Consider the following 12,683-nt stretch of genomic DNA (forward strand, 5'->3'; position numbering starts at 1 on the left):
CCCGAAACTGTCGGGAGGGGCCGATAGGGTGTACGGCGTGGCGGGAGTCTTCGATCGATTGGTCGGCCAGGAGGCGGTCGAGTCCGAGTTGACGGCTGCCGCCGTAGCCGCGCGCGGGGGAGCGGTCGAAGGCGCGATGACGCATTCGTGGTTGTTCACCGGCCCGCCCGGCTCGGGCAGATCCGTCGCGGCGGTGTGCTTCGCGGCGGCGTTGCAGTGCACCGACTCGGGGACGCCCGGGTGCGGCAGGTGTCACGCCTGCACCACGACCATGGCGGGCACGCACGGCGATGTGCGCCGGGTGGTGCCCGAGGGCCTGAGCATCAGCACCAAGGAGATGCGCGAGATCGTGCAGGTGGCCTCGCGCAGGCCGAGTACCGGGCGCTGGCAGGTGGTGGTCATCGAAGACGCCGACCGATTGACCGAGGCGGCCGGAAACGTGCTGCTCAAGGTCGTCGAGGAGCCGCCGGAACGGACGGTGTTCCTGCTGTGCGCCCCCTCGGTCGACCCGGAGGACATCTCGATCACACTGCGCTCCCGCTGCCGGCACGTGCACCTGGTGACGCCATCGGTGCCCGCCATCGCGCGGGTGCTGCGGGAACGCGACAACCTCGACGAGAGGACCGCGAACTGGGCCGCCTCCATCAGCGGCGGCCATGTCGGCCGTGCCCGTAGGCTCGCCACCGACGAAGAGGCGCGAGCCCGCCGCCGGCGCGCTCTGGCCTTGGTCACCGCATCCGGGAAGCCCGGCGCGGCCTACGCCGCCGCCGACGAGCTGGTGCGCGCGGCCGACGACGAGGCCAAACAGATGAGCGCTACCCGTGACGAACGCGAGCGCGAGGAACTAGCGACCGCGATGGGCGCGGGCGGCACCGGCAAGGGCGCGGCGAGTGCGACTCGCGGCTCCGCCGGCGTGCTGAAGGACTTGGAGCGGCGGCAGAAGTCCCGCGCGACCCGCACCGGCCGCGACGCACTCGATCGCGCTCTGATCGACGTGGCGGGTGTCTACCGGGACGCGCTGGCCGTCCGATTCGGCGCCACCCGGCTCGGCTCCGGCATCGCGCTCACCCACCCGGACCTGTCCGACGAGATCCACGACTTGGCCGAGCGTGTGCCCCCCGAAGGCCTGCTGAAGTCCATCGAGGCCGTGCTCGCCTGCCGCACCGCGCTCGACCTGAACGTCAAACCCCGTTTCGCCCTCGCCGCCATGGCCGCCGCCCTCATCGCGGCCCGCGCGCAATGACCGTGACCACCTGTTTTCGCGATCGGGCCGCGAAAGGATAGACTCGCTTGGCCGAAAGGCACGCCGCCTTAGCTCAGTCGGTAGAGCGCTTCACTCGTAATGAAAAGGTCGGGGGTTCGATTCCCCCAGGCGGCTCCATACTTGCTGGTAGAAGCCATTTTCGTGGGTCGATGGATCAACCCCGAACGGCTCGACTCCCAACTAAATCCCAACAAATTCGTTCTCCGTTCTCATCTCAGGGCTCTCCGCTCACCGCGCGGTCCAGCGCATCGGCAGCGGCATGGTGCGCCCGACCGCGTGCCATGTACCGCCGCTGTGTCATGGCCGGGTCTACGTGCCCCAGCACGTCCGCTGTCACACGGGCTGATAAGCCCGCGTCGTCCAGGATCGTCGCGACAGCACCCCGGAAGCTGTGCGGCGTCACATCGTCAGGGATACCGAGCGCATCACGGACCCGCTGCCACTCGTGCCCGACGTTCTGCGGGTCCCGCAGCGTCCACACCGTGGACGGGAACACGAGATCCGGCGTGTCCTCGCCTTTGGGGGGCGATGCCAGCTTGCGAGCAGCGAGAGCTTTCCGCCGCCGCTTCAATGCCTCCACGACGAAATCAGGCAGGGCAATGACGCCCTTCCGGTTCTTCGGATCGTTGTCGTTCGCCACCCGCACGAGACCCTTGCCCTTGACCCGCACCACCTTCCCGGTTGTTCTCAGCGTGTGCGCGTCCAGGTTGATGTCAGACCACAGCAGTCCCAACACCTGACTCCGCCGCAGCCCCGTACCCGCCAGCACCGTTACCCAGTCGGCCAGGTCGGCGCTCTCGCAGAACTCCGCTACGGTCGGCGGAGTGTAGGACTTGACCGGCTTGCCCCGTGTCCGTTCGGCTCGCGACAGCTTGCGCGGGCACGGTAGGTCAGACGTGCGGACAGCCGCCAGGATCGTGCGCAGCTCATCCACCGTGATATCCCGCGCACCACCGGTTCGGCCCTTGGCCTCGATGTTCTGCGCGAGCTGGGTTTCCCGCACAGGGTTCACGCTCAATGCGTCCTTGCGCACCGCGTAGCGGAACATGCCCGAAAGCACGTTGCGCCCGGTGCGCATCGAACCCGGTCCCTTGGCCTGGCCTAGATCCTTCAAGAAGGCTTCAACCGAAGAGGTGGTGACTTCCAGGAGCCGCCGACTGCCGAACGCTGTGTTGAAAGTCTCAGCTACCAAGTCGTAGCGCTCGACCGTCCCCGGAGCCCGGTTCTGATCAACGAGATACTGCCGATACTCGGCCCACAACTGCCGAACAGTCGTGCTCTCCGACAACTCGCCACCCGCGTCGACTCGGATGGCCGCAGCGGCAGCCAACACGGCGCTTGCCGCTCGAGCACCTTTATGGTCCGGGACCGTTCGCCCCCGCGCATCGAGCTTGAGAGGGGAGTTGCGCGTAAGTTCCCGACGTCGACCCGAGGCATCTCGCACCAGAACCCGAGCCTCCCACCGCCCCGGCGAAAGCTCCCTCAGCATCACCTTGCCAGGGACGCCGATAGGCCGTGCGGGCCGTCCCCGCCTCACGGGTGCCTCACCCCACGTCGGTGTCTTCCTGTGCGTCTAGCGCCGCGTCCAGCGCGTCCAAATCCCAACGGAAATCCTTTCCCACCCGCTTCGGCCGAGGTAGCCACGGGTATTTGTCACGTTGCCTGTTCCACCGCCGCAGCACTTCGGGATTCACGTGGATATGCGCGGCGGCGACCTTGGTCGTTGCCCACCGGCGTACCGGCGGATCGGTTCGAGCAGACATGTCGCAGTCCTTTCCGGTCAAGAGATCCATAGTTCGCTAATCGGTAGCTGTGTCGGCTGAGTCGGTATCACCTGCGCCCGGCTCCGGCGAGTACCCCATCTCTTCGCTACTGGGTTCAGGTGGATGTTGCGCCGCGAGTAGCGCTTTCTCGTATTGCGCGCGCCAGCCGAGCCGTTCTGCGACGGCGTGCATGAGTAGGTAGGCGCGTGAGGGTATGCGGGTGCCGGGGGTGATGGTGTTCCAGGTGTAGCGGTGTGGGTCGCGGGCGGGGCGGGTGATGCCGACGTTGGCGAGCAGTTGCCGAACAAATTCGATGCGGTCGGCTTTGTGGTCATCCAGTGTCTTACCGGTCCACAGTTGCGAGCACAGCACCCGCCGCCCCGGTAGTCCGAGCGTGGTCCGTCGATGTGCCCGTCCCCGGCACTGGCCGGGTTGCATGCGTGACTTCGCACCCTTGGGCACGATCCCGTACATCAGCCACACCGCACACCGAGGCGAGCACGGAGTACGGCACAACGCCTCGTGCAACCGGTCGTAATGCGTCTGCTGACGCGCCGTCCGTGCTTCCAGGACCTCATCCACGGATTTGGTGAGGTACTTGCATAGATACCCGATGTGCCGCTTGGCTTCCTCGGTGCCACCCAGTACGCCCCGGATGTCCATCTGGGAGCCGAACACGGCCATGTGCGCCGGATCGTCCTCCGGGCCGATGGCAGCGATTGCCTCGTCCCAGGACTGCAACGGCTGGCGCGTGTCGGGGTCGACGAACGTGCGTTGTGCGCGGTCCCACAGTGGTACTCGATCCGGGGTGTATGTCATCTCGGTACGGCGGGGCCACCAGATTTGCCGGTACGTTCCGGCGGTGACCTGTCGCAGGATTGCGGCGGGGGATGCTGCCGCGGATTGCGATGTGCACATGGGGGCGCCGCGCCGTTGCGGTTCGACCGTGGCGAAGTATTGGACGTTCCAGCCGACCGCCCGGCGTAGGTTCTGTATCCACCGGTCGAACAACGCCGCGAAGCATATGGCGTCCCATGCTGCCCGCGCGTAGTCGTAGCTGTCGGGGTCGATCGGTGTGCCGTCTTCGCGGTGCACCGGCCCGTAGCTGTCCAGGGTGAGCGTGACGAACATGGAGGGTTTGAACCGTCCGGCGTACTCCCGCCCGATGGTGCGGGAATGGATCGGCAGCCGAGGCAACTCGGGCATCCCCTCGGGCCGTTTGGTGGAACGACCCACCGGCTCCGACCCGCCACAATCGTCCGCGCCGTCGTCGCCGGCCTGCTCCGATGACGACGCGGCCGGCGGTTCCGGCGACGGTGGTGTGCCGCGTGCGCCGAGCGCTTTCAGTTGCTTGTCGGCCCAGTCGATTTCGGCGCGTATCTCTGCTGCGTCGCTGTCGCGGCCCCCAGCGAGAGCGTCTTGGTAGGCGGCGGTCTGATCGGCCCGGTACAGGATCAGCCCGAGCTGATCGAAGGTAGGGCGTGATTTGGGCTTCTGGGGCTCGACCTCCAGGTGCCAGCCCTCCCGCAGCTGCGTTTGCCGCAACGCTTTGGCCTTGGCCGCGCACGCCGGGCAGATGGCGGCCATCGTGTTGCCGCATGGCACGGCCACGAATTCCACCCGCCCGGTCTCGGTGTCGGTCTGCTCGAGCACCATCGGCCGAATGCACACGCCGTGGGTGCGGGCGGCGTCCATCGCGATGTCATCGAATGTCGGCGGCCGACCGACACCGTCAGCTTCACCGCCCGGTTGAAGCCTGTCCGGGTCGGTGGCGGGTAGCTCGGCTGGTTCGTCGTTCACCACGGCGAGACCTCCCCCCGGATGATGCGGATGAGCTTGATGATCAATGCGGCCAGACGGCGGGCGAACTCGCCCGGATGCAGCGGCCCGAGCGGTTCGTCCGCGAACGGGGAAACCTCTACCGCGATCTGCCATTGACGCACGTAACCGGGATGCTCCCACCGCTTTCCCGGACGGACGGGCCGATCATCCACCCCGACGTTCAGTGTCCGGTCACGCAGGCACGCGGCCAGCACCGTGATAACCACCCAGATCAGTTCGTCGTCGCTCACGCGCCTACTCCCTCATCCGAGCCGTAAGGGAAGTCCGCCACGTCGGTCTTCTCGAGCAGCGCCGTTGCCTGCCCGCCTACCTCGTGGCTGGGCGCTGGAGTGGGGTTGTCGCCGGTGTAGCGCCGAGGTGGGCGGTAGGTGGAAATCAACCATCTGATGTCGTCGTCAGTGACTTCGAACGCCCGTACCCGCACGATGTCGGCGGCGTGTTCCTCGGCTGCGTTGGTCTCCGCGTCGCTCAAATCCAGGCCGGGAGTGATCTGCACATACGCCGTGCCGGGCATGCTGACCGGGATCAGGTCACACAACGCGCCCCGTTCCCGGCCGCTGAGCCCGAAAATCATCTGAACTTGAGTCGGCTCGGCAACCCTGAGTCCGACGCGAGTCGGAAAGAGCTGCCTCACCCGCAACACGTCCTTACTGGGGTCCTGGATGCAGCCGACGACCACGATGCCCGCTGCCCTGCCTTGGGTGGTCAGCAGACCAAGCAGGCGTTCGATTTCGTCTCGGGTCTTCTTGTCGGTGAAGTACTCCGTCAGCGAGGCGAACTCGTCCACGATCAGCAGAATCATCGGCTCATCGGCCGAGGGGATCAGTTTGCGGACCTTGCCGCGCATGCGGTCCATCCGCGCTTGCATGGTCTTCACCAGCTCCCGCAGCAGCTGCAAGGCCATCTCGGAGTTGTCGTAGGCGAACCGGTCGAACCATCCCATCCCGAGCCCGAACTCCACGCCCCCTTTCGGGTCGATCACCCACACCACCACCGTTCCGGCGGCGATCGCTGGTGCCAGCGCGGCAATGATCGACCACGCCACCGACCCCTTACCGGAGCCGGTCTCGCCCGCGATCAACAGATGCGTACCCAGAATCGTCAGCTTCCACGGACGATCCAACTCGGTGACACCCACCGGAATCGATTGCAGATCAACAGATTCCCCGCTGCGCCGGTCACGGGGCAGGGGGATCGGTTCGCGCAGCAGGTCTTTGTGGATGACCTCCAGGTGCACGAAACCAGGCCGGGTGTGGCGCACCCGCAGCCCGATCGCCCGGAACGCGTGCCGTAGCTCCTCGGATTTCGCCGCCCAGTCCTCGACCTTCTGACCATCCAGCATGCCCACTTCCAGCACGTCCACCACATGCCCGGTCTCCGCGCGCATGATCGCGGGTGTCTTGACCCGCGTATCCAGTTCCAAGGTCAACCCCGACATGGCGGTGACCGTCTTCCACCGCTGCGTATACCGCGCCCACTTGCGGAAGCGGGCCGCGATCCGGCCGGAGACCCACCGCCGGAACGACACCGGCCACCGCCACCACCACAACCCCCACCCGGCCACCGACACCACCCCGGCCACGGCACCGAACGGCCACCCCAGCCACACTCCCAACCCGACCGACACCACCACCGGCAGCGACAGCATCGGGAACAACACCGCCCACCACACGCACAGCACCAACCCGTAGGCCAGCGCGATCAGCGCGTCCATCAACATGTTCTCGATATCCGTCGCCGGATCGGACACACGCCGCCCATCACGACGCGGATCGAATTTCGCGGATCGAACCATCACGACAAACTCCAAACATTGAGCCACGCCCACGAACCCGCCAGTAGCAGGTAAGGGACGAAAAAGGTTGTGCAGCAAGGCGATTGCCGTGCTCTTGGATCGGCGGGGCGGGTTCATGTCCGCAGGCCGTGAGCCCGCCCCACCGCATGCGGCTAACTCGCCGCGGACTTGCCCGAACTCGAACTGGACGCGCCAGAGCTACGCGGCCCCGCGCCAGCACCCGAAGACGGCGCGGGAGCGGGTTTGGGTGCCTCTACTCCGGTCGCGCGCACGGCGTAGGCGATGTGCCGGAACTCCCCGGTGCCACCCACGCGCGGAGACACCCGCAGGCCGGTGAACCGGATCGGTGCACCCAACGCGAACTCCCCACCCGGCAACACCGGTTCGGTGTCCGACAGCAACGTCACGTCATACGACATGCGCGCCGCATTCCCTGCCGCCGGATCGGTGATCGGCAACTTCCACATCAGAAGACCGGTGTCGTCATCGCGTAAATGCTTGCCCGGTCGGCGTGGATCATTCGAGTATTCGGTGAATGGACGCACAGGCCCGACCACCAAGCAACTGCCGAAATAGAAATCTTCGTGCTCGATTCCGAACGAGATATTCCGGCGACGTTCCTGAGCTTCACTCCGAAGAGGTTGTGTCATAACAAAACTCCAACGAGTCGTAGAAACAGCGGAAGCAGCGCGACCAACGCGCCACGTAGACACCCCTTGCCCCGACAGCCGCCCGCAAGCAGCCCGGCATACGGGCATCTACCAGCCCGAACGGCGGATCACGTCCGCCCCCGCCGCGTCTGCGGCAGTTCTACGACCCTGTGAAGTTGACGGGTTCCCGTTCCCACGGGACACCCCATGCACTACTGTGGACACAGCAGAACTCCCAATTCTGCTCGAGGGGTATCACTGCTTCGGGCTAGGGGTTGCAGCCCCAGTCATGCCCGAAGTACCTCGCTAGTGCTGGCCCTCCGCCCCCGGAGGGTTCAGCCATGCGAGTACTTAAGAACTCCGCAATGCCGCTACACCAATCCGAACTCCTTCCTGTTGATGCCGAACATTCCATCGGACCACGCCCGAGGAAGGTTGTCCAGTAAACCTATTCGCGATCTGCGCGCCCAGCTAGCCAATCCACACAGCCGGTGTGCCCTACCCGCAGCCGCACCAGCGCCGACACCAGGGCATGCGTGTACACGCACACCACTGTCGGAAACACCAGGACACCACACGGCCCCAGAACACACGCGATACCGCGTCTTCACCAACGGGGACCCATACACCCGCGGTGGAATCGACTGCCCGCCACCCATCTTCGCCTTGCTAGGGTGACAGCCGCCGCGCACACAGGGGACCATCATCCGGGCTCGCACCCGATCCGTTCCTTCCACACTCGTCCTCGCCGCTGGGGCTCCGGGTACCCGGCCGGACCAGCAGCGTTCAGTCAGTCTCCCTGGCTACCATCCATGAGACCCGCACAAAACGCCCAGGTCAAGGAAAACCATGCATGCAAAATTGCCTGAAACCGGTACAGGCGTGTCGAATTGACCAAACCGCCGCGATAAGGTATGAGAACCCAACTATGCGATCGGCAGTGGCGACGAAAACCCTTGGCCCGAAGTCGATTTCAGAAGACGCAGGCACTCGCAGTCTTGCGGCAGAACAGGCCTCGAACACTCAGCCCGAACAGGCGACACGCCGGTGCGACACGAAGGAAGAATCTATTAACCCAGAAGTAGCTACATCACATGAATAACAACAGCAACATCAACGATACGCCTGCACCGAGAACGACGACAGCTCACAAAGCTATCCAGAGTCCGTAGTTGCTGTTATTGCTGTTATTGCTGTCGTTGCTGAACGGCGGACAGCGCGGCCTCAACAGCGGCCTGCGGAGTAGATGTCACCACAGCCGACTCGACGGGTTTGCCGTCACTGTCGAGGATTTGCCAACCACCGATTGAGACGACGGGGACGTTCCCGCGCCTGTTCGCCAGTGCAAGTTCAGACAGAGTGCCCCATGAGCCGCCGACCACGATCACAGCATCAGCGGACCATACGAGGATGGCATTGCGCGCCTCACCCATGTTCGTGTAGAGCACCGCCGAAAGGCCCTCGCATACGCGGTCGGGATCAGTGTCGGGTCGCACACCGATCACGAGACCACCAGCCGATGAAACCCCTTCGGCTACTGCGGCCATAACACCACTTCCGCCGCCGCAGAGAACCGTTACGCCCGCTTCGGCGAGCAGTCTGCCGATCTCCCGCGCGTTCAGTGCATCAGCGTCGGCGGCAGATCGGGGACCACATACGGCAACCTGAATCGGGGGCATCTCACTCCTTGCTGGCCTGTTGTGCCGCGTTGCTGGTGAACAGGCTAATCCGGCTGGGAAGTTCCCGCGCGACCCGCGTTGTGGCAGAGATTGCGCGCAATTCGTCTGCCGACTTCACGACCCGTTCCACGATCGGGATGGTTCGAAGTTCTACCGGCAGTTCCAGGACAGTGCTGATACGGTCACTGGCGGCGTCCAGGTCGCCGAGGCCGAGGTGTGCACGGGCCGCATCGAGTTCGGCCGCTGCGACGAATTCCGGCGGACTCGTGTCGTCAAAGATCCCGAGCGCAGCTTCAGCGTGTTCCAGGGCGAGCCTGCTGTGCTGGTGGCCGCCGAGGGCGAGATGGACTTCTGCGGCGTAGTACTGAGCCTTGCCAGGATCGAACCACATCACGCCGGGCGCGCCAGCGGTGGTGGGCTGCACCCCTGTCAGGGCGTCCATTGCAATGTCCAGAGCCGCCAATGCCGCTCGTTCGTCGGGCAGCGCAGCTCGTGCACGTGCGAGCTGACTAGCGAGCCGGAGTCGAGTCGACGGATCGGTCATGTCACGGAGCCCGTTCTCTGCATACTGCGCGGCGCGGCGGTAGTCACCGGCCCAGTACGCAATGTTGGCTTGGACCCACCGGACGTAAGCGCGAAGGTGTTGATCTTCGGCGAAGTCGGCGGCGACCCAGGCGGTGCGGGCGTGGGTGTCTGCATCGTAGGGGCGGCCGAGGTCGGCACAGGCGTGCGCGAGCAGCGCGCAGACCTGTCCGGCGATCAGATACAGGTCGGGCACATAGCGCGGCCGTTGGCGGGCATCGAGCAGTTCGAACACCTCACGCCGCATCCGGGTCAATCCCGGTATCAGTTCCAACGGGGGCTTAGTGAGGTAATCGGCGGCGAAGTGGTGGACGTCGACGTGTAGCTGTTCGAGCACATTCTCGTCGACCCCGCCAGCGCCGCGTTTGACCCAGCGTGCGGAGTCTTCCGTGGACATCTCTATCTCCTGATTCAACTGATCGATCGCGGACGTAGCCGCCTGTGGTAGTCCCCCTCCGACGTTGGGAGGCGACACGAGGACTTCAAAAGCCAGTTTCCACACTCGTTGTGCCACACGCCGCGCGGCCGGACGTGCATCCGGTACGTCTCCAGCCATCCAACGACGAAGCTGCCGCTCGGACAGCGTCGCGTTCTCCTGGCTCTGTTTGGCCAGTTCGTTGAAGACTGTGCACCATTCGGCATTGCTCCGGTCCCCTGTGCGGACCAGGGCTTCTAACACGGTGCGGGGGGCTGCGCTATCCATCGCCGTTTCACCTCACGCTCTGCATCGAATCCACGGTATCCCCCCGGTACGGGCCGATCGGTCTGTCACGAAGGAAGTCCGAGAAAAGTCCGGGAAAAGTCCGGGTGCCGACATTGTTACGTCCGGGGGTGCCGCGTGAGGCTAATCACTGCACGCGCCGCCGGGTTGATGCCGTACCCTCATCGGCTCCCCGGCGTCGGGTGCATACCAGTGCATCGAGCAGGGGAGCCGCTTGTGAACTCATCGAAACAGCTGGGGCACACGCCCTTGTCGGTATGTCACTTCTACCGGCAGGTGTGTGACCTGCCCGCCGAAGTCCACCCACCGCACCTGGGGCGAATCACGCTACGCGCGGGCCGGGTGTGCGGGGTGATGATGCCCGCGTTCATCGGCTCGGACGTTAAAACGTGGATACACCAGCACGGCCAGCAGGCCGGACCGGTACTGACACACCCGCGCTCGCAGCGCTGGACGTTCCTCACCAGTCCGGACCTGCCCGAGGACATCCGGTTGTTCGCGGAGATGTCGCGATTCGGTGTGTCCATCCTGCGCGCCGGAGAGATCGCGCTGCCTGGCCCCGGACAGCGGCCCGGCTTGTTCCGGGCGTGGGTGCAACCGCCCCGCGACGCCTACCGCCCACCGGGACGGGTGGTGGTCGAGGCGATCCGGGGATGCGCGGCCAAGCGTGCGCGGCAACGCCGGGCGGTGGCGCATGCCTGAACCCCTCAGCACCGCGCTGCCGTTCGGGTGTGGGCCGACCTGCCAACCGTGGATCACCGTCGAGCAATGCGGCCTGTTCACCTTCGACCAGCAGACCGGGGAAGTCTTGTCGGTCAAGTGCCCGTCGATGAACTGCTTCGGGCAGATGGTGAAGGTTGTTCGCGGTCGCATGGCCGACCACGACTCCCCGATGGACATCGCACTCGGAGGGCAGAAATGCCCATGGATCGGCATCCGCGTCGTGTTCGACCCCACCCGCTATCCCGACCTCGCCGCCCAGCCTGCTCCGCCACCAAAACGGCACCCGCAGGCCGGTCGATGACCGATGAGCAGGACGCCGAGCGATCCGCCGCCGAACTCGACGTTCTCACCGACGTAGTCGGCACCCTCATGACCGCCACCGCGGAGGCCGTACTGGACGGGATGAGCGACACCACTCGTGTTCGTGTGATGGCGATGGTGGTCTATGAACTGATCAGCAGCGCCCGCACCGCCGCCGGGCCGCACACCGGCCGCTTGTATGCCGCCCCGGTGCTCGATCCGATCATCGAAAACATCCCCGCCGCCGAGGACCTCACCTTTCTGGACCTGTTGATACCCGCGATCATCGGCCAGCACATCAACCGCACCTGAACCACCCAGACCGCCCCAGCACACCCACGCGCCCCCTGGTCCCCCCTTTGCACCACAAGGGAAGCGCGCCACGTGCCGGGGCACCCAAAGGGGGAAGGCTGCGCGGACGGGACTCCATCGGTGTGCCCAACCGAACCCGCCCGCCAGCCTTCCCTCGCACCACCGAATTCATTGCACCACAACATCATTCACTAGGGTGACTCCTTCACGGAAGGCCCCCATGCAGCCCGACGCAGCCGCATCGCACGGCATGACATCACCCCTGCCGCACGAACCCGACGTACACCTGATCGTCCGAATACGTGGCCACCACCTGCACTACGCGGCGTGCCTGACTGCGGCCCTGGTGTTCATCCAAGACGAAAATCTCCGCCACTGCACCGACGCCGTGTGTGTCGCCAGCAGCGCAACCGATCACCTGCCCCGGTTGCCCTGTGAGCGGCTGTATGTCGAGCGATGATGCGACACCTCGCCTCCATCCGCGCTGCTTGCCCGGCGACGCGCACCAACGTGACACTGTAGTGCTTTAACCCGCGACACCAGACAGCCAGCATGAGGGGAAGGCTCCGCCAGTGGACGACGACCAGATCGGTTTCGATATGGAATTCGATGACAAAACCCAAGCATTCCTCGATTGGGTTGCGCCAGAACGCATGGAATCAGAGGTGCGCGCATTCCTTGCCGAAGTAGTCCCCGACATGAGCGATGATTCGGAATGGTGGAAACCGCCGCTGTCGACCCAAATCATGGAAGCGGCCAAAGAGTTGCTCAGTGACTGGGACGGGTTCATCGCACCGGAGAACCGGAAACCAGCCGATGGATTCATCCGGTTTCTTGGCGAATGTTACATACGGCGGCACGGTGATATCGCATGGTCGAACAGCGGAAAGTTCTACCCGCCATTGTATCCCGAGTTTGGACCGGCGGTACAAGTGCGCGACACACATAAGCTCGATTTGATGTTCGAAGCGAGTGCCCTGTTTCGGGAGAACTACGGTCCCCGGATGGTGGAGTACAGCATTACCAAGGCTCATCGCGCGGCATGGTGACAT

14 protein-coding genes and 1 tRNA gene are annotated in these 12,683 nt (G+C 65.0%); 7 read left to right on the forward strand and 8 right to left on the reverse strand.

Annotated features, from left to right (window positions below):
- Positions 1–37 precede the first annotated feature (37 nt).
- Positions 38–1,243 (forward strand): DNA polymerase III subunit delta', encoded by a 1,206-nt coding sequence (locus tag NG1_RS24730; protein WP_062974733.1) that lies wholly within the window; start codon positions 38–40, stop codon positions 1,241–1,243.
- A 62-nt stretch (positions 1,244–1,305) separates the two neighbouring features.
- Positions 1,306–1,381 (forward strand) — tRNA-Thr (locus tag NG1_RS24735).
- 97 nt (positions 1,382–1,478) lie between these two features.
- On the opposite strand, the gene NG1_RS24740 is transcribed toward NG1_RS24735, so the two are convergent.
- The 8 genes from NG1_RS24740 to NG1_RS24775 form a co-directional block, all read right to left on the reverse strand.
- Positions 1,479–2,552, reverse strand: coding sequence for a site-specific integrase (locus NG1_RS24740; RefSeq protein WP_245660035.1), 1,074 nt, complete (start codon positions 2,550–2,552; stop codon positions 1,479–1,481).
- A gap of 256 nt (positions 2,553–2,808) precedes the next feature.
- The gene (locus NG1_RS24745) at positions 2,809–3,027 is read right to left on the reverse strand and encodes a hypothetical protein (protein WP_157114208.1); all 219 of its coding nucleotides are present in this window, start codon (positions 3,025–3,027) and stop codon (positions 2,809–2,811) included.
- Between the two features lie 36 nt (positions 3,028–3,063).
- Positions 3,064–4,827 carry a replication initiator gene (locus tag NG1_RS24750; RefSeq protein WP_174554919.1) on the reverse strand — a complete coding sequence of 588 codons (1,764 nt, stop codon included), beginning with the start codon at positions 4,825–4,827 and terminating at the stop codon, positions 3,064–3,066.
- A complete protein-coding gene (locus tag NG1_RS24755; protein ID WP_062974629.1) occupies positions 4,824–5,099 on the reverse strand; it encodes a hypothetical protein in 276 nt (91 codons plus the stop codon). The genes NG1_RS24750 and NG1_RS24755 overlap by 4 nt, the downstream gene beginning before the upstream one ends.
- Positions 5,096–6,664 carry an FtsK/SpoIIIE domain-containing protein gene (locus NG1_RS24760; protein WP_281218320.1) on the reverse strand — a complete coding sequence of 523 codons (1,569 nt, stop codon included), beginning with the start codon at positions 6,662–6,664 and terminating at the stop codon, positions 5,096–5,098. The genes NG1_RS24755 and NG1_RS24760 overlap by 4 nt, the downstream gene beginning before the upstream one ends.
- A gap of 152 nt (positions 6,665–6,816) precedes the next feature.
- The gene (locus tag NG1_RS36920; RefSeq protein WP_157114210.1) at positions 6,817–7,131 is read right to left on the reverse strand and encodes a hypothetical protein; all 315 of its coding nucleotides are present in this window, start codon (positions 7,129–7,131) and stop codon (positions 6,817–6,819) included.
- Between the two features lie 1,370 nt (positions 7,132–8,501).
- Positions 8,502–8,993, reverse strand: coding sequence for an SLOG cluster 4 domain-containing protein (locus NG1_RS24770; RefSeq protein ID WP_051021581.1), 492 nt, complete (start codon positions 8,991–8,993; stop codon positions 8,502–8,504).
- A 1-nt stretch (position 8,994) separates the two neighbouring features.
- A complete protein-coding gene (locus tag NG1_RS24775) occupies positions 8,995–10,278 on the reverse strand; it encodes an NsdA family TPR-like regulatory protein (RefSeq protein ID WP_157114211.1) in 1,284 nt (427 codons plus the stop codon).
- Positions 10,279–10,512: 234 nt separating this feature from the next.
- On the opposite strand from NG1_RS24775, the gene NG1_RS24780 reads away from it, so the two are divergent.
- From NG1_RS24780 to NG1_RS24795, 5 genes are all read left to right on the forward strand, one after another.
- Entirely contained in the window at positions 10,513–10,998 is a 486-nt protein-coding gene (locus NG1_RS24780; protein ID WP_063910426.1) for a hypothetical protein, read from the forward strand.
- Entirely contained in the window at positions 10,991–11,320 is a 330-nt protein-coding gene (locus tag NG1_RS24785; RefSeq protein ID WP_157114212.1) for a hypothetical protein, read from the forward strand. Before NG1_RS24780 ends, NG1_RS24785 begins: the two co-directional genes overlap by 8 nt.
- Complete coding sequence (locus NG1_RS24790; RefSeq protein ID WP_062974639.1) at positions 11,317–11,631, forward strand: hypothetical protein; 315 nt, start codon at positions 11,317–11,319, stop codon at positions 11,629–11,631. The genes NG1_RS24785 and NG1_RS24790 overlap by 4 nt, the downstream gene beginning before the upstream one ends.
- A gap of 220 nt (positions 11,632–11,851) precedes the next feature.
- A complete protein-coding gene (locus tag NG1_RS36925) occupies positions 11,852–12,091 on the forward strand; it encodes a hypothetical protein (RefSeq protein WP_157114213.1) in 240 nt (79 codons plus the stop codon).
- 112 nt (positions 12,092–12,203) lie between these two features.
- Positions 12,204–12,680: a hypothetical protein gene (locus NG1_RS24795; protein WP_062974641.1), complete on the forward strand. Its 477-nt coding sequence runs from the start codon at positions 12,204–12,206 to the stop codon at positions 12,678–12,680.
- Positions 12,681–12,683 lie beyond the last annotated feature (3 nt).

Origin of the sequence: Nocardia gamkensis NBRC 108242 (assembly GCF_001612985.1) — a bacterium.
Lineage (GTDB): Bacteria > Actinomycetota > Actinomycetes > Mycobacteriales > Mycobacteriaceae > Nocardia > Nocardia gamkensis.